A 22,530-nucleotide genomic window follows, 5' to 3' on the forward strand; every position below is an offset into this window, starting at 1 on the left:
CGCTGTAAACTCCATATCGATATTGATTGAAAAATTCTGAAAAATCTGTATAATATAGCACCGTTCGGAGAAAATTCAGCCGGGATTTCAGGAAATTCCGCAATTTCGGCGCAACCGGCGCGTCAATCCGCGGCGATCGCCCGCCAGCGTTTCTCCAGCTCCTCCAGCGAAAGGATCTCCAGCGGCGGGCCGGCCTCGAAGCCGCCGGCGGAGAAACGGAACTCGCCCAGCGGCGTTTTCATCACCCCGGTACGCATGGTTTCGGCGATTCGGCGCGGGTCGAGCGAACCGGCCTGCCGGACCGCATCCGCGAAAATATGGACGCCGCGGTATGCGATCAGCGACAGGAAATCGCGCTCATACCCCTCGATCTTCAGGAATTTGCGCAACTCGGCGCGGTTCGCCGCATTCAGCGGAATCGCGGCGGGCACGAAAACCCGGTTGCGGTCGAGCCGGATTTTCAGCAGCCGGTCGAATGTCGTGAATTCGTTGAAGTAGAGCGTCCCCTCCGGCAGCCGCGCGAAAATCCGCCCGGCGAGATCCGCGTAGTCGGAGGCGTCGCCGGTCTTGCTCAGATAGATGATGTTCTGCACCGGAAAATAGTCCAGATACTGCAGCACCTGATCGCGGATGTAGTTTTTCCTGCTGCTCTGGTCGAAGAGCACCCGGCCGTACACCAGCAGGTCCTTTTCATAGAACGACTGCTCCACGCAACTGCCGTAGCTCATCGGGAAGCGGCTGTCGTCATTCAGAATCAGGAAGTTGTTCCGCCCGCCGCCCTGCGCCCACGCCGCCAGCGCCCGGCTTTCGTCCAGATCGGAGGCGATCGGCATGAACAGCAGCGCGTTGGTGTTCTCGCGGTTGATCCGCTCGCTCTGCGCCAGCGGCGCCACCTCCGGCATCCCGGCGTCCCCGAACAGGGAGTTGAACTGCAGCACCCGTCCCGACGTGACCGGCCCGATCACCGCGAAAACCGACGGATCGGCGGCCAGCTTTTCGGCCTGCTCCTGCGCGACGGCGCTGTAATTTTCATTGTCCACCCAGACCGGATTGACCTTCCGGCCGAGAATTCCGCCCGATGCGTTCACTTCGTCGACCGCCAGTTGAATCGCCTTGTCGAGGATGAACCCCTGCTTCGCATAGTAGTTCCACGGCCCGAAAACCGCGATATTCAGCTCTTTCGGATGCTTTTTCAGATAAAGCGCCCGCAGCTTCGCCGGATCGGACGGCAGGACTTCGCTGAAGGTCGCCGTGAAATTGCGGCGCAGGAAACCGGCGACTTCGCTCCGGAAGCCGACCGCGACCGCCGCCGCCAGCAGCAGCAGGAAAAACCATACGTATTTTTTCTTCATTCCTCGAATTCCTCCCCGGCTTCCGCAAGCTGCCGCCGGGCGAGCCGCGCGAAAACACCGTCCTTTTCCATCAATTGCCGGTAGGTGCCGCACTCGGCCATGCGCCCTTCGTGCAGCACGTAGATCCGGTCCGCATTCATCACGGTGCTGAGGCGGTGGGCGATCAGCAGCCGCGAAACCCTGAGCCGTTCGATTCCGGCGCTGACCGCGGCCTGGGTCTCGTTGTCCAGAGCGCTGGTCGCCTCGTCGAAGAGCAGTACCGCCGGCTTCTTCGCCAGCGCCCGCGCGATCAGGATGCGCTGGCGCTGGCCGCCGGAGACGGAGCCGCCGCCGGCGGAGAGCATCGTGTGCATCCCCATCGGCATCTCGCGGATGTCCTGTTCGCAGCCCGCCAGACGGGCCGCCTCCCACGCGTCATCCACGGTCAGTTTGCCGGAGTGGCCGATGATATTGCGCAGCACGGTGTCCGGCAGCAGCCGGCTGTCCTGCAGCACCACGCCGATCCGGGAGCGCAGCGCCTGCAGATTCACGTGGCTGACATCCTGCCCGTCGTAGGCGATGCTGCCGCTGCCGGGCGTCTCGAAGCCGAGCAGCAGCCGCAGCAAGGTGGATTTGCCAGAACCGGACTCCCCGACCACCGCGACGAACTCCCCGGGCTTCACCTGCATCGAAAGGCCGGAAAGAATCTGCCGCTGGTCCGGCCCGTACCAGAACGATACGTTCCTGACGTCGATCGCGCCGGAAAGTTTTCCGGGCGGCGGCTTGGCCGCGTCGTTCTCCGGCTCCGCCTCCAGAATCGGGCGCAGCCGCCGGTAGACCGGAATCGCGCTGACCGCCGAAATCAGCGACATGACCATCTGTCCGACCGCCGCGCTGACGATCCCCAGCGCCGACACGAAGCTGACGAAATCGGCGGAACTCATCAGCGAAGCGGCGTCCTTCGCGTGGAAATACTGCCAGGTCACGATCGCGATCACCGTCCCGATGGTCACGACCGGAATCACCGCGTTCACGACGGTCGCGAAGCTGCGGCAGTTCGCGAAGGAGCGGTAGATGCGCTTCTTCAGGCTGAACCGCCCGGCCCAGCGCGCAAAGGCGGCGTTTTCCGCCCCGGCTGTGCGGATTTTGGAGATGCCGTTGAAGAACTGCACCAGCTCCCCGTTCAGCTCCCCCTCCTCGGCCAGGATGCGGGTGTGGCGGCGCACCATCATCACCGCCAGCACCGCGAAAACGCCCAGCACCGCCAGCAGAATCAGCAGTGAAATCACCCCGAGCAGCAGATCGTAGTAGAGCATCAGCACCAGAGACGGAAAGCAGAAGAAGCCCGCGACCGCCGCCTTGACCGTGGAAACCGACAGTATTTCGCCGATCTGCATGATTCCGAGACTGCGCGTGGCGAGGTCGCCGGTGCTGAATGCGCGGAAGAAGCGGGCCGGCAGGTTCAGCAGCCGGTCCCAGACCGCCGCCTGAAGCGTGTACTCCGCCCGGACGTGGATGCGCAGGATCGCGATCGACTCCACATACTCGAACACTCCCTGCGTGACCGCGAAAAGCAGCGAAATCCCGAAGAGCTGCATCAGCAGCACCCGGTCCGCCGTCGGGATCACCGTCCCGAAAATCACGCCGTTGATGATCGGCACCGCCATGCTCAACAGCGCTCCGAGCAGCATCAGCCACAGCAGCGCCGACAGGTCGCCGCGCGCCCCCCGGAACGCCATCGCCAGCAGCCGCCCCGGCGTGATCCTGCCCGGCGGGAACGGCGCATAGAAACACCACCCCTCCGGCGCCAGCGCCGCGGCCTCCTGCCGGGAGATCCGGCGCGGCCGCTCCCGGGCGGGGTCGAACAGCCGGGGTTCGTCGCCGCTGCGTCCGAGCAGCGCGACCGGTTCGCCCGACTCCCGGCGGAAGGTCACGAAGGCGGTGAAATCCTGCAGCTCCCACCCCTGCTCCAGCTCCACCTTGCGGCAGCGGATCTGGTTGTAGTCGCAGATCCGGCGAATCCGTTCCTCCGGGGAATCATCGCCGGAAAAGAAGTGCCGGCCCGGACAGCGCAGCTCCAGCCCCGCCACACTCCCGGCGGCGGCGCACGCATCGAACAGGGCGTCGCCGGTCGGAGGCGGCAGCCGGAACCGCTCCTTCGGGCGCAGCACATCGCAGATGCGGGCCAGCGCGTTCCGGCGGCTCTCCTCCTTTTCGCGCAGTTTCGCCTGAAGCCGCTCGCGCTCTTGTTCATGCAGCCGGCGGGCGGCCTCGATGCAGCGCTCCGGCAGGGCGCGGCGGAGCGTTTCCGCCCGTTCTTCGATTTCGCGCCCCTCCCCGGACTCCTCGCCGAGGGCCTCCAGCCAGAGCGCCAGCCCGGCGCGGCGGAATTCCGCCGATTCCGGCTCCCGGCGGCAGAGCGCCTCCAGCGCCGCGGACGGCACTTTCACGCAGCGCGTGCCCGGCAGCGGCATCGCCAGCAGAATCCGCCGCCCGTCCCCGTCCGCCGCGGGCGCGACGCCGGGAACCACACTATGCAGCGGGCAGTCCCCTGTCCCCACCGGCTGCCGCGCACCGCAGGAGCCGTCGGGAGCCATGCGCGCCGAAAAGAGGTCGAGCGCTCCCGAAAGCACGATCCAACAGCTCTCCGGGTCGTCCAGCAAAATGGCGCGGCCAGAGAAGGCGTATTCGCCGGTCGCGATGGAGTTCAGCAGTTGTCCGATGCGGTCTGTATTCATGGTTTCTTCAGATGTTCGCGAGCAGCCGGGCATAGAAGCCGCCCTTCGCCAGCAGTTCCTCGTGAGTTCCGGTCTCCACGGTTTCGCCGCGGTCCAGCACCACGATCCGGTCCGCGTCCCGGATCGTGCTGAGGCGGTGCGCGATGATCACGCAGCTGCAGCCGCGGCGGCGCAGATTGCGGTCGATCCGCAGTTCCGTTTCCGGGTCGAGCGCACTGGTCGCCTCGTCCAGCAGCAGCAAGGAGGGGTTCGACACCAGCGCCCGCGCGATTTCGAGCCGCTGGCGTTCGCCGCCGCTGAAGTTGCCGCCGCTCTCGCCCACTTCCGAAAAATAGCCGAAGCTGCGCGCCGCGATCTGGTCGTGGATGCAAGCATCGCGCGCGGCCCGCTCAACCTCCGCGATCGGGATGGAGCGGTCGAACATGGTCAGGTTGTCGCAGATGGTGCCGCGAAACAGGAAGATATCCTGGTCGACCATCGCAAAGGAGTTGAAAAGTTCGGTGTGCGAATAGTATTCGCGCGGTTCGCCGTCGAACCGGATCTCCCCCCGCCACGGCCGGTACAGCCCCGCGATCAGCTTCGCCACCGTGGACTTGCCCGAACCGGACGGGCCGACGATCGCGACCCGTTCGCCCGGCTTCACCGTCAGCGTGAAGTCGCGCAGCACCGGTTCGGCGGTCGGGTTGTAGCCGAACGTCACATTGCGAAGCTCCAGAAGCCCCTCCAGCTTCGGCACCGGCCCGCCGGCGCGGCGCGGCTCCGCTTCGAGCGCGTAGGGGTCCTCGCGGCAGGTCATCACGTCGTCGAGCCGCTTCAGCCCGGCGTCGATCTCCTGCAGCGAATTGCCGAGGTTCACCAGTTGTTCGAGCGGGGCGAAGAAGTAGCCGAGGATCAGCTGGAACACCAGATACGCGCCGCCGGTCATGCTGCCGGCCAGAATCCGCAGCGCCCCCAGCCCGGTGACCAGCGCGACGGTGACCTTCTGCACGCTGTTCGGGAAGGTGCCGAGCAGCACGGTGGAGGCCTCCAGCTTCTGCCGCCCGAGCAGGCTCCGGGCCTGAAAGCCGCTCCAGCCGGAAAAGAAGTCGTTTTCGCCGCCGGACGCTTTCAGCGTTTCGATCAGCATCACGCCGGTCGCGCTGGTGCCGTAGAGCATACCGGTATCCGACTGGATGCTCTGGCCGAGCAGCTTGCGCGATTTGAGCTTCCGCTGGAGCAGCAGCAGCACCGCCGCGCCCATCACCGCCGCCAGCGTGCCGAGCACCGCGTCGTAACAGAACATCACCACCGCGTAGAAAAAGAGCGTGATCAGACTGAGCAGATTGGCCGCAAGCTGTTCGGAGAGGAACGCCGCGACCCGGTCGTTCAACTGCACGCGGGTCGCCAGTTCGCCGCTCTGGCGGCTGGCGAAGAAGCTCACCGGCAGATGCAGCACCCGGTACAGGAACGCCGCCGAACCCGCCAGCGCCACTTTCAGATTCAGCCGCACCAGGCTGCCGCACTGAATCCAGGTCAGAAAGAGCGTGACCAGCAGCGTCAGGAGCGCCAGCGTGATCAGCGGCGTTCCCCAGTTGTAGAAGCGGTCCATCATGAAGTTGTCGATGAAAATCTTCGACAGGTTCGGCGTGAGCAGATTGCCCGGCACCAGCAGCAATCCGGTCAGCAGCAGCAGGAAAAAAGTGCCGCGGCATCCCTCCAGTCGCCGCCACAGCGAGCCGGCGAGCGAGGGTTCGCGCCCGAACCGCCCGAAGCCTTCGCCCGGGGTGATCTCCAGCAGCACGCCGCTGAACGACTCATCCATCTCCTTTGCATCCACCAGCCGGGGGCCGAGGGCGGGGTCGTTGATGCAGTATTTCCGTCCCTTGCGCCCGGTGTAGACCACGAAGTGGTTGAAGTTCCAGAAAAGGATCAGCGGGAGCGCGTGGCGCTCCAGCCCGTCAAGCTCCTCCTCGCGGTAGCCCTGCGCCCTGAAGCGGTAATTGCGCGCCACTTTGAGCAGGCTGGACGCCTTGCTGCCGTCGCGGGAGACGCCGCACTCGTCGCGCAGCCGTTCCAGCGGCACGACCGCGCCGTAATACGACATCACCATCGCCAGCGCGGCGGCGCCGCACTCGGCGGCTTCCATCTGCAGCACCATCGGGCATTCGACCCGCCTTTTCCGCAGCGCCATGGCTCACTCGCCTCCGGCGCCGGTCCGGGCGTTCCTGAGCTGGAATTCCTCCATCACGCCCCGGCCGAACATGAATTTGCGCAGCCCGGAAAAGACCAGTTCCAGCGGCGGCTCCTTGTCCACGACCACGCTGGCCGCGCAGAGCGTCCCGGCGCTGACCTCGATATCCGGGCCGGAGCCGGAAGTCCAGCGGAAACCGTTCGGGGAGCTGCGGTCGCGCGACAGCAGGATGCGCACTTCGACCGGCATATTCGCGCACTGCTTGAGCAGATACTGCGCGAACGCGGCGTTGCGGAAGGTGCGGTCGATCGATTCGACCGGCAGGATGTAGGTCCCGACATGGGTGACCGTCCCGCGGATCGAACCGTCGCGCTCGGCTTTCACCGAAGACGGGGTCACGATCGCGCTCATGCCGGGCCGGATCTTCTTGCTGTCGGCGACTGAAAAGTACGCGTACAATTCCCACGTTTCGTCGGTCTGGTCGTCGAGGTCGATCAGGCTGGCGAGGTTGGCCTCGGCGGCCACGATCGAACCGGGGGTGTAGTTCACGCTGGTCACGGTGCCGGAGTGGGTGCTGACGATCCGGGTGTTGTATTCGAGCTTGTTGCGCAGCAGCTCCACCTCATAAAGCGCGGACTTCACTTCGACCTCGACGGACATGACCTCCTTGGCAAGGGTGAAGTCGGCTTCGGAGAGCGAATTTTCCTCCTCAAGTTTCCTGAGCAGGTAGTCGGCGCGGCTCTTGAGCTTGGCGTGGTATTTCTCCTGCTCCTCGTGCCACTGCTGCTGCGAAATCGCGCCGCGCTCGGAGAGGCCCCTGCCCTTGTCCACGTAGCGGCTCAGCCACTCCAGCTCCTCATTCAGGCGGCCGATCGTTTCGTCCAGCACCTCGGAACTTTTCTGAAAATGGTTCTGCTTGCCCTTCTTCAGCCAGCCGGTGTACCGGCGGACCTCTTCGAGGTTGCCCTGAAGCATCTTGAGCTTCTGGTAGCTTTCGCGCAGGTTTTCGAGGTCCGAAAAAGAGAAAAGCCGCCCGACCATCTGGCCGCGCCTGACGAAGTCGCCGGTTTCGAGGTCGAAGGAGATCAGCACGCCGCCGGCGGGCGCCTGGATCGTGTCGAACCGGCTCTGCAGCATCACGATTCCATTCCCGCTGACCCGTTCGTAGATCACGCCGCAGATTCCCCACGCCAGCGCCGCGACCACCGTCACGCCCAGCGCCAGCAGCGCCAGCGCCTCGCGCCCGCTGAAAATAGAGACCAGCCGGTTCAGTTCAAACGGCGAAGCGACTTTGAGCATCGCGTTTTTGCGGAAAAGATTCCTGTTCATCCCTCACCCTGTTCAACGGCCGACCTGTATGAAAGAGCCTTCCTCCCACGCCGTCGCGGCGGGAAGCGTCTGTCCCCGGAAAAGGCTGCGGTAGCGCACCCTGCTTTTTTCGATCCGCTCCGCGCCGGGCGGGATCAGCGGCAGCGCCAGCAGCCGGTTTTCCACTTCGATAAGATAACCGTATTCCTTCATTTTTTCAATCGCCCGCGCCGGATTTCCGGGCAATGCCTCCACGGCGGCCCGGTCAACCGGAGAACGCGCCGCCTGCAGCACCGCCTGTTCTTCGGGGGAAAGCCGGTACTCCGCCGCCGGAGCGCCGGGGCGGGTGTCGCGGAGCCGGTCGGGAGCGGTGAATTCCAGATGGTACTTCGCGGGGTGCGAGTCCTGATACCACGCCTCGACCGCCTTGCGCACGTCGGCGATCTCCTGCTGGCCGGTGCGGGCGGCGGGATTCAGGTTGTCGTAGAAGAGCGCCCACCGCTCGAAGCAGACCGAATCCTCCGGCATCAGCGCGCGGTAGCCTTTCATCGGAACCAGTTTCAGGCCGAAACGCTCCGGCTCCTTCCAGTACAAACTGAACTTGTCGAAGCGGATCGCGCCCCAGTTCGGGCCGGGCAGATGGGCGAGTTTCGGAATCAGCTCCATCACCCAGCGGTACTCCTCCGGCGAATCGCCGGGGATGCCGCTGAGCATGTTCCACAGCACCTGAATGCGGTTTTCCAGCGTGAACTTCAGCAATGCGATGCTCGACAGCGTGCCGTTGCCCTTGTTCAGCAGCCGGATGTGTTTCGGGTGCAGCGTTTCGATCCCGCTCTGGATCACCATCACGCCGCAGTCGGCCAGGAAGCGCACCTGCTCCTCGGTCAGCGTCGAAACCGTCTCGTAGCTGATCACCGCGTCGGGAGCCTCCTCGCCGAAAGTGCGCAGCGTGTCGCGCATCGTATTCAGGTCGAGCACCGTGTCGGCGGTCAGGAAGATGCGGCAGCCGAACTCCCGGTAACCCCGGCGCAGTTCGGCCAGCACCTGCGCGGGGTCCTTGCGCCGGTAGGCGACCCGCTCGCCGTTCAGGCCGCAGAAACTGCAGTGCTGCTTCTGCCCTTTCCAGCAGCCGCGCGAACTTTCCAGAAAATACTTCCGCACCGCGGCGCGGTGCAGGCGGCTCCCTTTGATCCGCTCGTAGTAGTCGCTCGAATCGGGTTCGGCGATCGCACCGCCGGGCACGCAGGCGACCTCCGGCACGCCCCGCTCCGCCTTGGCCCGGTCGAACACGCCGAAAGGCAGCTCCGCAGAACGTTCACCCCGCAGGACCCGGCCGGTCATCTCCGGCACGGTCAGGTCGCCTTCGCCGCAGAACACGTAATCGACAAAGGAGAAACTGCGCACCGCCTCCATCCCCGCCTCCCCTTCGCAGTCGGAACCGCCCAGAAAGGTCACCACGCCCGGATTCAGCTCCCTGATCCGCTTCAGCAGCGCCAGCGAAGCGAGCCGCTGGAAAAAGGTGCTCGAACAGCCGACGATCCGGGTGGAGCCGTCCGCCAGCGCGGCGGCGGTCTTTTCCACGCAGCGGGCCGCCTCGCGCTTCAGCAGCGGGATGTCGCGCAGCAGCTCCTCCGGCGAGCGGTAGCGCCCGTTCCAGACCAGCCGGCCGTGGTCACACTCCTCCTGCAGGATTTCAAAAAAGCGGCGGTCGCGTTCCGGGTCCGGCCCGAACAGCGGCTCCGTGAACAGCCAGTCCGCCAGCATCACATCCACATTCAATCCGTTCGAAGCGGGATAGTCGTAGAGCTCCTCGGGCACGCGTTCCGCCAGGTCGATATTCGCGAAGCGGCAGCGGACGCGCCAACCTGCCCGGCGCAGCGCCCCGCACAGCACGCCGACGCCCAGCGGCGCAATCAGCGGCATCGCGAAAGGCATATTCACCAAAGTGATATCGAACCGGTCCAACTCTCCTCCTCCTCCGACAGCATGCCGGATTTCCACAGCATTTCCAACAATCCATGCGTTTTCCCGAAAAACGCCAGCTCCCCGCCGAACTCCCGGTCGAACTCCCGCCGGGAGAGGCCGCGTTTCAGGCGTTCCAGCAGCGCGGCCTCCTGTCGCGACACCTCGAAACGCCGCACCAGATAGCGGGAAGTGAGTTCGGCGCGCCCCCCGGCAATCTCCAGATTCCAGACAGGCGGCAGCCGCAGGAACGGCAGCGCCTCCGGCCCTTCCGGGAAAAAGCGTTCCTGCATCCCGCCGAGAACCCGTTCCAGCTCCGCCGCGTCGCGGAACGACGCCTCGCTCCACAGGTGAAAGCCGTACGGATTCGCCTCATCCGGCACGCACGGCGACACCAGCCGGACGCTCCGGCGGCACAAATTCACCAGAAAGCCGGAGAGACAGCAGCTGGTGGTGTCCTCCTGACACTCCTGCGGCTCCGCCTGCCGCGCCCGGCCGCTGGCCGAATAGCGGTTCAGCGACTCCGGGTTGTTCAGCACGAGGCTCCAGTCCATCGCCTCCTCCGCCGAAAACTCCCGGAAAAAGCGGCGCAGCTCCCCGCGCTCCGTCACCGAAAAACGGCAGCCGGGCTGGCCGTGTTCACGCCCCTCCCCGGCGAAGCGGCGGCTCCGTTCCGGGTCGCGCAGCGGCCAGCGCGTGGTAATCGGCGGCCAGACCTGGTTCAATTCGTAAAAATCCCGGTAGAACTTCTCCAGATCCGGGTTGTCGAAGGGATCGGTCGCCCAGTAGAGCGCCGCCGCCCCCGCCCGGTCGCCGAGCAGTTCGCGAAAGAGCGCCAGCACGCCGCGCCACAGCCCCCGGTTCTCCGGCGTGTACCGGAAATTCTCCCGCAGCGGCGGCGCGTCGAAGCAGCAGAAGCCGCACCGCCCGGAGCACCCCACTCCCAATTCATACGCGACCGCGATATTGAAAGAGCGGTCGAAATAGAGCGGCTGAAGCACCGCCCGGTTCGCCCGGCGCCGCCGCTCCCGCCACGCCTCGAAGCGCGCATTGCCGCCGCAGGCGCTCCGGCAGCGCACCGTGAACGGGTTGGACTCCTCCAGTGCCGCCGCGAAATTCCGCAGCTCCGCCAGTTCGGCGGAGAACCGCTCCAAAACCGGCCGGAAATTATAACTGCGGCAGCCCGCCGCGATCGCCTGCAGGAACTCCACGGGACACTCCGGGCTCAGGGCCGCTTCGCGCAACGCGACCGCCGGGGCGCGGTCGAACCGCTCCCGGAATCCGTCGTCCCCCATATAGCATTCCAGGAACCGCTTGTAATCGGCGAAATTCAATCCGGCTCTCCTTCGGCGGTCAGGCGATCCCCTTGACCAGCACGATATCGGTGGTCACGATGCCGACCGCAATGCCGATGTTCCCCGCCGCCACGATGTCGTCGATCTCGCGGTCGGTCAACTGCTCGCCCATCTCCTTTTTCGGGAGCTTCGGCAGCAGGATGGTCATTTCGCCGGGATTCTCCTCCTCGCGCACCTTGAAGGTAACGTCGCCGCTGACCTTGCACTGCAGCTCGGTTTCGATCGTTTCGCGGGGATCCTGCTCCAGGCGGGTGCGGAACGCCTCATCGGTCAGCGCCCGCGCGATCACCTTCGCCTCGATCTCCTTCCACTTCACCAGATTCTCTTCGATTTTGTTCATTTTCACCGCCTCCATCTGTTACCGGTATAATTTTTACGCAATCCTCGATCGATTCACTGATTTTCAAACGCCCGGCGTACCGCAGGCAGCCCCGCTGAAACACCCGGTTCCAGTATTTCACCTCCCAGCGGACCGCGCCGCCGGTTCGCCGCATCCATTCGTAGACCTCCTCCGCCAGCAGCGCCATCACCTCGCCGCCGCGAAACTCCGGCTCCACGAAGGCGCGCCGCACATGCAGTTCGCCGCCGTCCAGCTGGCCGGAAATCCATCCGGCCAGCCGCCCGGAGCCGCGCTCCACACAGGCCCGCCCGAACTGCGGCAGTTCCGAATGTTCCCCGAAGGGAGCGAGGAAAACCCCGTCGCGCAGAAACCTCCGCCACGCCGCCGGGTCCGTCAGCGAAAGCCGCTCCACCTCTCTGCGGAAACGCCGCTCCCGTTCCGCCATCGCCGCGCGCTCCCCGTCGCCGAGAGCGGCCAGCGCCTCCTCCAGCGGCAGCAGCCGCCAGCGCCCGGAGCGGGTGCGCACGTGCAGTTCGCGCTCCGCTCCGGCGGGCAATTCCAGCCGGAACGCCGTTTCCAGCCGGACGCACGGGCCGGGGAACTTTTCCAGCAGATACCGCAACGCGCTTTCCGCGCGGTTCCGGCGGCGGAACCGCACATACGCCTCGCGAAATCCCGCCTCCGACGCGGCGGCGCACACCGTTTCCAGCAACCGCCGCCCGACGCCGCGCCGCCGGAAACGCTCCGGCACGTACAAGTGGAACAAAAACAGCCCGCCCGGATTCCGGTCCGGGCCGCCCCACACCGCGCCTGCGGGTTCGCCTCCGCAGCGCGCGCCGAACAGCAAATGCCCGCCGCCCGGCACGGAATCCCCGAAAAACGCCTGCTGGCGCGCCGTGAACAACGGCCGGTAATCCTTCAGGTTGAACAGGTGAACCGGTTCAATCTCAATCGTTTCCGCTCCGGGTCGCGTCATAGTGCGCCTCCAACAGTTCAGGCAGCCGGTTCCGGTAACGCGAACAGTGCGGAGCCTTTTCCCGCCGCAGCGCGGGGCAGCCGCCGTCGCACACCGGCATCAGTCCGCACGAGAGGCAGGCGGGGTCGTTCAATGCGTTCTGCCCTTCCAGCCACTCCGCGAGCAGCGCGTTGTTCCACGGCTTTTCCGGGTCGACGTGGCCGACGATCCGCTCCGCGACGCCGATATCGTTCCAGCACTTGTAAAGTTCGCCCTCGGGGCCGACCACGTAGCCGTTCCGCCGCGCCGCGATGCAGTTGAAGAGCTTGCGGCCGGGGTAGAACGGATGGTTCCGCACCCCGTACCGCCGGAACTGTTCGATCTGGAAATCCGCCGCCTCGTCCACGTCGAAAAGGCACGCGGTATCCGGATTCTCCTTGCCCATCGCATGCACGATGCCGGGGTAGACGTGCAGCCGCTTCGCGTAACCGGAATAGCGTGCATACAGAAATTCGTAGATGCGGTGGTACTCCTCCGCGTTGGTCCGGTCGACGTTGACCCGCAGCAGCAGCCGGCCGGTCCAGCCGGAGGCGAACAGCGCGTCGATGTTTTCCAGAATCCGCCGGAACGTCCCGCCGCCGGAGACCAGCGTGCGCCGCCGGTCGTGCACCTCCTCCGGGCCGTCGAGCGTGATCTGCACCTCCCGGACCGCCAGTTCGTCGAGCAGCGCCGCCTTGTCCGCATCCAGCAGATAGCCGTTGGTGATCAGCGAAGCGCCGTACCGCCGGAAATCCAGCGCCCGGAACCGTTCGGAGAGCCGCCGGATCTGCCCGAAACGCAGCAGCGGTTCGCCGCCAAACCACGTCACGCTGAAAATATGCCCCGGCTGGAACCGCTCCGCAAACCGGACCAGCTGTTCTTCCGTTTCGCGGTTCATGTCGATTCCGGCGCGGTTGGCCTCGAAGCAGTACGGGCACGCGAAATTGCAGCTCCGCGTCGGCGCGACCGTCAGCAGCAGCATGCGTTCACTCAGGTCCGCCAGCCGCCGCTTCATGCGCAGCACGTCGCGCAGCCGGTCGTCCTCGCCGGGATCGACCACCGCCTTGGCGGCGATCAGCTGCAGCGTGATGCCCGGATCGTCGCACCGGAACTCATCCCCGGCGCGCAGTTCCGCGAACTTTTCGCTGAACGGCTCCGGCAGCGCCAGAAAGGAGTTGGACAGCGCATTGTAGAGCAGCCGCCCGCGCCCTTCCGACCGGAACAGATGGTTGTATCTCGACCAGAGCATGAATCAGCATCCGCCGTGCGGCGGCGTCACTTGTCCGCCCCGCAGGCGTTCGCGGCGCAGGTCTCAAAGGCGCACAGCAGACTGCCGCCGGTCACGCCGTCAAGCTCTTTGTCCGACACGTCGCCGGAGGCCGCCGGAGGAAGCACGAACGTCGCGTCGTAAGCCGGATCGCTCTCCAATACCTTGATGCGGAAGCCCGCCGGAATCTCCTTGCCGGACACCTCCCGGATCGCCGCCGCCGGATCGGCCAGCAGCTTCCCGCGGAATTCCGCATCCGTCGCCGCCCTCTGTTTGCACGAGTTGATGCAATCGTTGATTTCCTGTTGAGTCCAGGCCATATTGTATTCCTCCTGAAATTATTTGGGGCTGCCGTGTGTGCCGCAGGCATGCGGGTCGCAGGCGTAACTGCCGCAGACCGCACCGCCGGCCACGTCGTCGAGTTCCCGGTCCGACACGCCGCCCGCCGCGGGAGGCGGCAGCACGAAAGTAGCGTCGTAAGCCGGGTCGCTCTCCAGCACCCTGATCCGGAAACCGGCCGGGATCTCCTTGCCGGAAACCTCTTTCACGGCGGCGGCGGGATCGGCCAGCAGTTTTCTGCGGAACTCCGCATCGACGGCGGCCCGTTTGCGGCACGCTTCGATACACTCGTCGATCTGCCGCTGCGTCCAGTTCATCGCGCCACTCCTTACTTGGAGTAGTTGCCGGCCACGCCGCAGGCGTCCATCGCGCAGGTCTGCATGCCGCAGATACCGGCGGCGACTTCGTCAAGCTCGCGGTCGGAGATATTCCCGGAAACCAGCGGCGGCAGCACGAAAGTAGCGTCGTACGCCGGATCGTTTTCGAGGATTTTGATCTTGAAGCCGGCCGGGATCTCCTTGCCGGAGACCTCTTTCACGGCGGCGGCGGGATCGTCCATCAGTTTTTTGCGGAATTCCGCGTCGACCGCCGCCTTTTTCTTGCAGTTCTCGATGCACGCTTCGATTTCATTCTGAGTCCAGGCCATCATCCACCCTCCTTACATTCAATATTCCTCATTCATCGCCATCGCCCCGGGAATTCCCCGGAACGTCTGCCGTAACATACAATCGGGAGCAGCGGAAATCAAGTCAGTGTATTGTTTTATTTATGAATTTTCCCGCACAACAGCGTCACGCCTTTGATTTCGGCCCGCATCGCCGCATAGTCGCGCAACGGCGCGGAAACGGAAGCGGGAAGCAGCAGCGGAAAGTCCGGAAAAAGTTCCACGAAAGCATTCATCATTTGTTCGTCCGGCGCGGCGAGGCCGATCACGATCAGCGCCGCCCGCCGCCGTTCGGGGTGTTCGTACAGGAATTGCGAAAACGCGACGAGATCCGCCGGAGACTCCGCGCGGTCGACCCGGATTATCCGGCTGTCAAAACCGGGCAGCCGGAACTCACGGAACCGGAGCGTATCGCGCGAAAAGCGGAAGAACGGCTCCGCCTCCTCCCATTCGATCCGCAGGAGCCGCGCCGGAACCGTTTCACGCTCCGGCAGCGGGGGCGCATCATATACCGCCGCGATCATTGCGCACCTCCTTCCAGAATCAGCCCGTCATAGCCGACTTCGATGCCGCAGGGCCGGAAGTATTCTTCAAGTTCTTCGTGGGTCGCGCCGACGTGGTGGCTGATATGGGTCATCGCAACCCGGGTGGAGGAGTCGACCGCGCCGAGTTCGGCCAGCCGGTCACGGAATGCGATCGCCGCCTGCGCACCGAGGTGTTTGCCGCGCTCGAAAGCGTAGGGAAGCCGGATGCCCATGCTCATTTCGATCACTGCCGCATCGAGCTTCCGTCCTCTCACCAGCTCCCACGATTCCGGCGGCCACCAGCCGGTATCGTTGGCGATCAGGATGTTCCGCCCCGCTTCGGAGAGCAGGAAATTCAATGCGCATTCCCCTTCGCCGTGCGAGGCGCGGATCGGCAGGATCTCCAGCGCGCCGTCCGTGACCGGGGCACCGGGGCGCAGCGGTACGGGTTCCACCCGCACGTCGGCGGCGCCTGAACCCATGCCGCAGGAACGAACCCGGTTTTCCAGCTCCCGCAACACCGCCTCGTTGCAGAACAGCCGCAGCGGACGGTTCACGGCGCTGAAATTCCGGCTCCGCCACAGCAGTTCCACCGGCGAAAAGTGGTCCACGTGGGAATGGGTGACCAGCAAACGCTCCACTTTGGACGGATCGAGCCGGAACTCCTTCGCCTGCCAGTTCGCATCCGGCCCGAAATCGACCAAAGTATGATCGCCGACCAGATACGCGGTACGCCGCCGGAGGTTCCTGCCGCCGAGCCGCGCCGCCTTCCGGCAGTTTTCACATTCGCACCACAGGGCCGGAATCGACTCCGAAGCCGCGCTTCCGAGGAATTGCAGTCTCATTTTGCCGAAGCTCCTTTCCGGGCCCGGTATGCTTCGAGCACCGCCACGCATTCCGGGCAGAGGCAGTCGTGATGCCAGAGCTGAACCCAGACGGCCTTATGGCGTTCGGCCAGTTCCAGCTGCTCCGCGAGCGGCAGGCACTTCAGCCGGCAGCTTCCCATCTGCCCCTCCCACGCGCCGGAACCGGCCTGCCGGGAGCGGGAAAGCCAGGTGCGCATCAGCGGATGCGCCGGATTGTCGCATATTCCTTTCCATCCCATCCACAACCCCATCGGCACGATCGTCACGCCCTTTAAACGCCCTTTCCGGATCGCATAGTCGAGGATCGCGGCACTTTCGGTGACGTCGCGGATATGTCCCTTCGGGCCGGTGCCGTACCAGTCCGTAAACGCGATGCCGAGCGGAAAATCGGGCAGGTGTTCCACAAAAATATCGATCACCCGGCAGCAGAATTCAACATAGAGCCGGCGCGCTTCACCATCGTAGCGCAGCGCCCTGAACTCCGGTTCGGCCAGCGGCACATACAGCTCCAGCCCGTTGCCGAACGGAAAACCGGTGACCGGCACATAGTTGATCCGGTCGCGGTGCGGATCGGCATAAAGCCGGGCGGCGAACGCCTTGACCGTTTCATTCCAGATGTTCAGGAAGGGGGTGTTGAGCTTCCGTTTGCCGTTCACTTCGATCCACGGCAGGTAGCTGTGCCACTTCCGGTTGGGATCGACCAGGAACCGGGGAATCTTTCCCTTTTCGTAAACCCAGTCGGGCGTGTGGATTCCGGCGAGAATGCCGTAGGAGAGGTACTTACCGGAAGCGACGGCTTCCCCCATCATCCGGTCAAGTCCCGGATAGCGGATCGCTCCCTCCTCCGGCTGGACCATCCGCCAGGTCGTATAGTTGGTCACGCCATCCACCGGCAGGTCGAAGAGATTGACCCGTTTCCCGTTCGAGGTCACATAGTTGCTGGTGTTGGTCAGTGCATACACGCCCGGCTTGGGCTGCCGGTCGAGCTTCGGCAGTTCCGCGGCGGAGGCGGCCCAAAGCGACATCGCGAAAATTCCCGCAAACAAAATATGGTGATTCATCGTATCATGATTCCTGTACTTTTTTTTAATCGGCCGACCAGTCGAGAACCTTGCTCGCGGCGGACATATCTTTTTCAGGCCGGACGCTGCCGTTGACGAACGCCACGTTGAAACTGCCGAAATGGCGGCGCCCGAACCACGGCGTCGTCGCATACGGACTGATATAATGGCCGTTCAGGTCGATATCCATGATTAACGGCTTGCTTTTGCCACGCCCCCACGTGTCGCGCCGCACCGGTTTCCCGACTCCCTGTGAAGCCGTATAGGTCCGGTAGCTCATCCCGTAAGACCAGCTCCGCCGCGCCGCCATGGCAGCCGACGGGCAGATGAAAACCTTGCAGTCCGCGTAAATTCCGGCGGAATTCACATCCGAACGCCGTTCTTTCACATAGCCGACCAGATCGGTTTTCCAGTTCTTTTCCGGCAAGTTGCCGCTCCAGGCCGCCGGATAGTAACCGTAATCGGCCATGTATAAGGAATTGGCGGTGAAAAGCTGGCGCAGGTTGTTCACGCAGCTGATCGCATTCGCCCGCTCCCGCGCCTGATTCAGCGCCGGCAGCAGCATGCTCGCCAGTATCGCGATGATCGCGATCACCACGAGCAGCTCAATAAGAGTGAATGGCATTACGTGGCGGGATGTGGGGGGCGTATCCGCCGCCCCCCACGCCCCCTGCGTCCGGCAAGGTGCCGGTGCCGGGACGGTCGACAAGCGAAGGCGCGGTCGGCCGACGGGGAAAGAAGATCCGCAATAACGTGAAGCTGTCTTCCCGCTTTTCTGCGGAAGTGCAGAGTCACGTTTTTGCTCCGACTTGCCGCTTGCAGAGCATTGGCCAAGGCGTGAGAGCTTGCGGAGAATAAGAAAAATGTTCAGATTGCCTGGTACGGGGAGAGACGCGGCGCAAGCCGCCGCTTTCTCTCCCCCGAACCCCTCTCTTTTACGCAGAGCGGCAACGGGGGGTCGGGGGAGCAACGCTCCCCGGCAGGATGAGAACGAAGAATGCGGTGATTCGCATTCTGTTGCCCGGATGGTGTTTTTTCGGCGTTTTCGATTCATTTTTCAGTCAAACCTCCATGAATGGGTTGATTGTGACGCCGAACCGTTGTATATTCTGATGTTCGGCGTTCCGGTGGTATTTCGGGGCTTCGGACCGGCCGGAGCGTGTTGCAGCATACTCCGGCCTCTTCCTTGATCTGCATGTCATACGATTGCGGGCGGTGCACCTCCTGCGGATTCCCGCCATAGAAAACTGACCGTGCAGGCCCGGCTTTCCGTACCGCTGCGTTCCGGGGCGTTCAACCGGTCGCGCATCAGCTCATACAGCATCCGGGCGAGCCGGTCGAACGGGCAGTCGATCGTCGCCAGCGGCGGATCGCATCCCACGGAACCGGATTCATTGTTCACGCCGACCACGGCCACATCCTCCGGCACCCTCAGTCCGGCTTTGCGCAGCGCGGCAATCGCACCGAACGCGCGGCGGTCGGTACCGCAGAACACCGCGTCGAAATTCTGTTTTTCCTCCAGCATGCGCCGGACCGCCCATTCGCCGTCGGCGCCGCTTCCCAGGCAGAACCGGTAGAGTTCCGAGACGAACGGCAGCTCCGCCTTCTCCAGCGCCCGCCGGAACGCATGATAACGGTCGACCGGATAGCCGTAGTGCGGAATTTCCGGCAGCTCCGGCCTCCACTCATCGAGCAGTGCGATCCTCCTGCGCCCGGAATTCGCCAGATGGGCGACCGCCTGCTCCATCGCGTTTTCGATATCGAACCAGGCCGAATCGCAGAAACCGGCCGGCTTGAAGTAGCGCCCGACACACACCTTGCCCGCCGCGCGGAGCCGTTTGATCAGCGGTTCAAGCTCCGGCACCAGCGCGGGAAAAAGGAAAGCGGGCACGTCGCCGCGGTTCAACAGCCGCTCCGCCTCGTCGACCGAATAGCGATCGTGGTCGAAAAAGCTGACGTTCAGCATGAAATGGTCCTCCCGCGCCGCATCGGCGAAGTGTTCGAGCGTATATTGGTGGTTGAACCAATTGGGCGTCTGACTGGCGTTCAGCAAATGCAGCGACGGCATCACCGCCGTGATCATGCGCAGCGCGGGTTCTTCCGCCCGATCGGCCCGGAACGTACCGATGCCGCTCTGCCGGTAGAGCAATCCGCGCGAAATCAAATTGAAATAAACCTTGTGCATCGTGGTGCGCGAGGTGCCGAGCTGCCGCGCCATCTCGACTTCGGAAGGAACGCGTTCGCCGGGACGGTACTGCGGCAGGATTTCCCGGAGCAGGTGATTCTCCAACTGTTCGGATTTCAGATTATGAGGTCTCGAATTCATTCCGGTTCCATTGTCGCATGGATGCTAATCATCCGTTCTACATGCTAATCATCCTGCTTTAATTATAACAAACTTTATATCTGATGTCAAGACCCGCCCGGAATATTTTCATGATTTTTCAACCGTCGCCGAAAAAGGGGAGGCGTTTTTTTCTTTCCGGCGGATCATTGATTTTCAGCGGTTCCGGTGGTACTTTATAAGGATAAGAACAAGAAAAAACACCACCAGTCAGGACCCCGCATACATGAAACGAAGTGAATTTCGCGAACTCGCCTCCCGGAAAATCATCCAGCTCGACGGCGCCACCGGCACCGAACTGATCAAGCGCGGCATGCCCGCCGGAGTCTGCCCGGAGCTCTGGGTGCTCGAACACCCCGAAGCGATCACCGACGTGCAGCAGGCCTACGTGAAGGCCGGTTCCGATATCGTCTATGTGCCGACCTTCGGCGGGAACCCGCTGAAGCTGGCGGAATTCGGCCTCGAAAGCCGCACTGCCGAAATCAACGCGGAACTCGCCGCGATCTCCCGCAGGGCGGTTTCGGGAACGCTGATCTTCGGCGACATCGCCCCGACCGGACAGCTCGTCGAGCCTTTCGGCCCCCTCCCCTTCGAGGAGTGCGTCGAACTGTACAAAAAGCAGATCGCGGCGCTGCTGGAGGGCGGCGTGGACGGCTTCGCAATCGAAACGATGATGGACCTGCAGGAAGCGCGCGCGGCGCTGCTGGCCGTGCGCGAGCTCTGCGACCTGCCCGCGATCGTGACGCTGACTTTCGAGCCGGGCGGCAAAACCCTGACCGGGATCGATCCGGTCGCGGCGCTGGTCACGCTGCAGGCGCTCGGCGCGGACGCGTTCGGCTGCAACTGTTCGACCGGCCCCGAAGCGATGGCCGAACTGATCCGCCGAATGAAGCCCTACGCCGAAATCCCGCTGGCCGCCAAGCCCAACGCCGGAATGCCGCACCTCGTCGGCGACAAGACCGTGTTCGACCTCGCCGCCCCTGAATTTGCCGAAGCCGCGATGCAGCTTGCCGAAGCCGGGGCCAACCTGATGGGCGGCTGCTGCGGCACCAGCCCGGCCCACCTCGCGGCGCTGCATGAAAAACTCCGCGGACGCAAACCGCTGCCGGCCGCGCCGGTCAGGCGCGGCGTGATCGCCTCCGGCACGCAGTTCCGCCGGATCGCGCTCGACGAACCTTTCGCGATCATCGGCGAACGGATCAACCCGACCGGCAAAAAGGCGCTTCAGGCCGAACTGCGCGCCGGGAGCCTCGAACTGGTGAAAACCTTCGCCCGCGAACAGACCGAACTCGGCGCGGCGGTCCTCGACGTGAATTTCGGCCTCTCCGGCATCGACGAAACCGAAATGATGCGGCGGGGCGTTTCCGAGCTGGTGCTCGCCTGCCCGACCCCGCTCTGCATCGACTCCACCCGTCCGGCCACTGTCGAAGCCGCGTTGCGGCTCTATCCGGGCCGGGCGCTGCTGAACTCCATCTCGCTTGAGGAGGAGCGGATCAAGGAGGTGCTGCCGATCGCCGCCAGATACGGCGCGATGCTGGTGCTGCTGCCGCTGACCGACGACGGCATCCCCGAAACCCTCGGCGAACGGATCAGGGTGCTCGAAGCCATCATGGCCGAAGCCGCCAAATACGGCTACACCCCTGCCGACTACGCCGCCGACGCGCTGATCATGACCATCTCCGCCAGCCCTGAAGCGGCAGCGGTATCGCTGGACTTCATCGAATACTGCGCGCGGAAGCTCAAGATCAGCACGGTGTGCGGCCTCTCCAACGTCAGTTTCGGCCTGCCGGGCCGTCCGACCGTGAACCTCGCATTCCTCGGCATGGCGCTCGGGCGCGGGCTGAATACCGCGATCAGCAATCCCGCCGCCCCCGGCCTGACCGACATGGTCGTCGCCTCCGACGCCTTGAACGGCAAGGACAACCGGCTCGAACGCTATCTGGCTTACCACGCCGCCAAAGCCCCCTCCCCTGCCGGAACCGCGCCAGCCAGAGCGCAAGCTCCGGCGGAACTGACTCCGGAAGCCGCCCTGACCGAATCCGTATTGCGCGGCAAGCGCGAGGAGACCCTGAAGCGGCTCGACGCGCTGCTCGCCGCCGGGGCCGATCCCGGTAAAATCGTGAACGGCATCCTGATCCCGGCGATCACCGAAGTCGGCAACCGCTTCGAGCGCAAGGAGTACTTCCTGCCGCAGCTGATGCAGAGCGCCGCCGCGATGCAGCAGGCGATGGAAAAACTCGAACCGCTGCTGCAGGCTGATTCCGGCGACGCTCCCGCCGGCCCGGTTTTCCTCGTCGCCACCGTCAAGGGGGACATCCACGACATCGGCAAGAACATCGTGACGCTGCTGCTCAAAAACCACCATTTTCAGGTGATCGACCTCGGCAAGGACGTTCCGGCGGAAACCATCGTCGATGCCGCAATCGAGCATAAAGCCGCCTTTATCGGCCTTTCGGCGCTGATGACCACCACCATGCCCCAGATGCGCACCGTGGTCGAACTCGCCCGCAGTCGCGGCGTAACCGCTCCGGTGATCGTCGGAGGCGCCGCCGTCGACGAAACCTTCGCCGAATCCATCGGCGCCGTTTACGCCGCCGACGCCATGGCCACCGTCCGCGCCGCCCTCAAGCTCATCTGACGCCCCCTGGGGATTTCGCTCCTGACGGAGCGAGCAGGGCGCTTCGCCCCTGCACCCCGACCGGCAAGGTGCCGGTGCCGAATACTTCAGATCCGGGAAAGGCGGAACGCCTTTCCCTCCGGGAGGGGGAGCCCTGATGGAGACAGGCATGGTTGTACAGGAGCGGCACACCGCTCCGGTCGGCGCAAAGCCTGCTTTTTTGCCCGGAATGACGAGTACGGCGAAGCCGCACGGAGGAATGGAGGGAGGGGCCCACGAAAAGTACCCGCAGCTTTTGGGCTTTGCCCAAAAGTCCCGAGGCCCGTGGCCGAAGGGAGGCAACTTTTTGGGGAGGGGGCACTCCCTGCGCCTGCTGCCGCCGGAGGTCACGCGCGAAACCTCCAGATGCTAACCATCTGATTTGAAGTTACTCTGATGGAGGCTGAACTCTCCCTACCTTTTCATACAGGCAAGATTCAGTAAGGCTCGTATTCAAAGATATGCTTGTCTGTGATATGACAATTGTATTGTTGCCTGACCTCGCCTTGCCTATATGGGAGTTTAGCTCTTATCAGCCTCCATCAGGGTATCTTTCTATTACCCGGTCAGCATCTGGAGGTTTCGCGCGTGACCTCCGGCGGCAGCAGGCG

18 protein-coding genes are annotated in these 22,530 nt (G+C 64.1%); 1 reads left to right on the forward strand and 17 read right to left on the reverse strand.

Features of this window, described 5'->3' with window-relative positions; all coding sequences use genetic code 11:
- Positions 1–122: 122 nt before the first annotated feature.
- From C8D82_RS05545 to C8D82_RS05625, 17 genes are all read right to left on the reverse strand, one after another.
- Positions 123–1,352, reverse strand: coding sequence for an ABC transporter substrate-binding protein (locus C8D82_RS05545; protein WP_116883287.1), 1,230 nt, complete (start codon positions 1,350–1,352; stop codon positions 123–125).
- Complete coding sequence (locus tag C8D82_RS05550; RefSeq protein ID WP_165832847.1) at positions 1,349–4,069, reverse strand: NHLP bacteriocin export ABC transporter permease/ATPase subunit; 2,721 nt, start codon at positions 4,067–4,069, stop codon at positions 1,349–1,351. Before C8D82_RS05550 ends, C8D82_RS05545 begins: the two co-directional genes overlap by 4 nt.
- A 7-nt stretch (positions 4,070–4,076) precedes the next feature.
- Positions 4,077–6,239, reverse strand: a complete 2,163-nt coding sequence (locus C8D82_RS05555; protein ID WP_116883289.1) for an NHLP family bacteriocin export ABC transporter peptidase/permease/ATPase subunit — start codon at positions 6,237–6,239, stop codon at positions 4,077–4,079.
- Between the two features lie 3 nt (positions 6,240–6,242).
- Entirely contained in the window at positions 6,243–7,568 is a 1,326-nt protein-coding gene (locus C8D82_RS05560) for an NHLP bacteriocin system secretion protein (RefSeq protein WP_116883290.1), read from the reverse strand.
- A 12-nt stretch (positions 7,569–7,580) separates the two neighbouring features.
- On the reverse strand, positions 7,581–9,512 hold the full coding sequence (locus C8D82_RS05565; RefSeq protein WP_116883291.1) for a RiPP maturation radical SAM C-methyltransferase: 1,932 nt from the start codon (positions 9,510–9,512) through the stop codon (positions 7,581–7,583).
- Positions 9,485–10,843, reverse strand: a complete 1,359-nt coding sequence (locus C8D82_RS05570) for a hypothetical protein (protein ID WP_116883292.1) — start codon at positions 10,841–10,843, stop codon at positions 9,485–9,487. Before C8D82_RS05570 ends, C8D82_RS05565 begins: the two co-directional genes overlap by 28 nt.
- A 19-nt stretch (positions 10,844–10,862) precedes the next feature.
- Positions 10,863–11,204 (reverse strand): NHLP leader peptide family RiPP precursor, encoded by a 342-nt coding sequence (locus C8D82_RS05575; protein WP_165832848.1) that lies wholly within the window; start codon positions 11,202–11,204, stop codon positions 10,863–10,865.
- Entirely contained in the window at positions 11,128–12,180 is a 1,053-nt protein-coding gene (locus C8D82_RS05580) for a GNAT family N-acetyltransferase (protein WP_116883294.1), read from the reverse strand. The genes C8D82_RS05575 and C8D82_RS05580 overlap by 77 nt, the downstream gene beginning before the upstream one ends.
- The gene (locus C8D82_RS05585) at positions 12,152–13,447 is read right to left on the reverse strand and encodes a radical SAM/SPASM domain-containing protein (RefSeq protein ID WP_116883295.1); all 1,296 of its coding nucleotides are present in this window, start codon (positions 13,445–13,447) and stop codon (positions 12,152–12,154) included. Before C8D82_RS05585 ends, C8D82_RS05580 begins: the two co-directional genes overlap by 29 nt.
- Positions 13,448–13,473: 26 nt before the next feature.
- Positions 13,474–13,785: a hypothetical protein gene (locus tag C8D82_RS05590; protein ID WP_116883296.1), complete on the reverse strand. Its 312-nt coding sequence runs from the start codon at positions 13,783–13,785 to the stop codon at positions 13,474–13,476.
- Between the two features lie 18 nt (positions 13,786–13,803).
- Positions 13,804–14,121 (reverse strand): hypothetical protein, encoded by a 318-nt coding sequence (locus C8D82_RS05595; protein ID WP_116883297.1) that lies wholly within the window; start codon positions 14,119–14,121, stop codon positions 13,804–13,806.
- 11 nt (positions 14,122–14,132) lie between these two features.
- Positions 14,133–14,453 carry an NHLP leader peptide family RiPP precursor gene (locus C8D82_RS05600; protein ID WP_116883298.1) on the reverse strand — a complete coding sequence of 107 codons (321 nt, stop codon included), beginning with the start codon at positions 14,451–14,453 and terminating at the stop codon, positions 14,133–14,135.
- A 113-nt stretch (positions 14,454–14,566) separates the two neighbouring features.
- Positions 14,567–14,992 carry a hypothetical protein gene (locus C8D82_RS05605; protein WP_116883299.1) on the reverse strand — a complete coding sequence of 142 codons (426 nt, stop codon included), beginning with the start codon at positions 14,990–14,992 and terminating at the stop codon, positions 14,567–14,569.
- Positions 14,989–15,837: an MBL fold metallo-hydrolase gene (locus C8D82_RS05610; protein ID WP_165832849.1), complete on the reverse strand. Its 849-nt coding sequence runs from the start codon at positions 15,835–15,837 to the stop codon at positions 14,989–14,991. The genes C8D82_RS05605 and C8D82_RS05610 overlap by 4 nt, the downstream gene beginning before the upstream one ends.
- Positions 15,834–16,919 (reverse strand): hypothetical protein, encoded by a 1,086-nt coding sequence (locus tag C8D82_RS05615; protein ID WP_116883301.1) that lies wholly within the window; start codon positions 16,917–16,919, stop codon positions 15,834–15,836. The genes C8D82_RS05610 and C8D82_RS05615 overlap by 4 nt, the downstream gene beginning before the upstream one ends.
- A gap of 25 nt (positions 16,920–16,944) precedes the next feature.
- Complete coding sequence (locus C8D82_RS05620) at positions 16,945–17,628, reverse strand: type II secretion system protein (protein WP_206212575.1); 684 nt, start codon at positions 17,626–17,628, stop codon at positions 16,945–16,947.
- 489 nt (positions 17,629–18,117) lie between these two features.
- Positions 18,118–19,245: a GntR family transcriptional regulator gene (locus tag C8D82_RS05625; RefSeq protein WP_116883303.1), complete on the reverse strand. Its 1,128-nt coding sequence runs from the start codon at positions 19,243–19,245 to the stop codon at positions 18,118–18,120.
- A 244-nt stretch (positions 19,246–19,489) separates the two neighbouring features.
- Between C8D82_RS05625 and C8D82_RS05630 the strand changes: the two genes are divergently transcribed.
- Positions 19,490–21,901: a homocysteine S-methyltransferase family protein gene (locus C8D82_RS05630; protein ID WP_116883304.1), complete on the forward strand. Its 2,412-nt coding sequence runs from the start codon at positions 19,490–19,492 to the stop codon at positions 21,899–21,901.
- The last annotated feature ends 629 nt before the right edge of the window (positions 21,902–22,530 follow it).

Source organism: Victivallis vadensis, assembly GCF_003096415.1.
GTDB classification, from domain to species: Bacteria; Verrucomicrobiota; Lentisphaeria; order Victivallales; family Victivallaceae; genus Victivallis; species Victivallis vadensis.

Coding starts and splice junctions, on each gene's coding strand:
- C8D82_RS05545 (WP_116883287.1), bottom strand. CDS start 1,352: ATGAAGAAAAAATACGTATGGTTTTTCCTGCTGCTGCTGGCGGCGGCG.
- C8D82_RS05550 (WP_165832847.1), bottom strand. CDS start 4,069: ATGAATACAGACCGCATCGGACAACTGCTGAACTCCATCGCGACCGGC.
- C8D82_RS05555 (WP_116883289.1), bottom strand. CDS start 6,239: ATGGCGCTGCGGAAAAGGCGGGTCGAATGCCCGATGGTGCTGCAGATG.
- C8D82_RS05560 (WP_116883290.1), bottom strand. CDS start 7,568: ATGAACAGGAATCTTTTCCGCAAAAACGCGATGCTCAAAGTCGCTTCG.
- C8D82_RS05575 (WP_165832848.1), bottom strand. CDS start 11,204: ATGAACAAAATCGAAGAGAATCTGGTGAAGTGGAAGGAGATCGAGGCG.
- C8D82_RS05580 (WP_116883294.1), bottom strand. CDS start 12,180: ATGACGCGACCCGGAGCGGAAACGATTGAGATTGAACCGGTTCACCTG.
- C8D82_RS05585 (WP_116883295.1), bottom strand. CDS start 13,447: ATGCTCTGGTCGAGATACAACCATCTGTTCCGGTCGGAAGGGCGCGGG.
- C8D82_RS05590 (WP_116883296.1), bottom strand. CDS start 13,785: ATGGCCTGGACTCAACAGGAAATCAACGATTGCATCAACTCGTGCAAA.
- C8D82_RS05595 (WP_116883297.1), bottom strand. CDS start 14,121: ATGAACTGGACGCAGCGGCAGATCGACGAGTGTATCGAAGCGTGCCGC.
- C8D82_RS05600 (WP_116883298.1), bottom strand. CDS start 14,453: ATGATGGCCTGGACTCAGAATGAAATCGAAGCGTGCATCGAGAACTGC.
- C8D82_RS05605 (WP_116883299.1), bottom strand. CDS start 14,992: ATGATCGCGGCGGTATATGATGCGCCCCCGCTGCCGGAGCGTGAAACG.
- C8D82_RS05610 (WP_165832849.1), bottom strand. CDS start 15,837: ATGAGACTGCAATTCCTCGGAAGCGCGGCTTCGGAGTCGATTCCGGCC.
- C8D82_RS05615 (WP_116883301.1), bottom strand. CDS start 16,919: ATGAATCACCATATTTTGTTTGCGGGAATTTTCGCGATGTCGCTTTGG.
- C8D82_RS05625 (WP_116883303.1), bottom strand. CDS start 19,245: ATGAATTCGAGACCTCATAATCTGAAATCCGAACAGTTGGAGAATCAC.
- C8D82_RS05630 (WP_116883304.1), top strand. CDS start 19,490: ATGAAACGAAGTGAATTTCGCGAACTCGCCTCCCGGAAAATCATCCAG.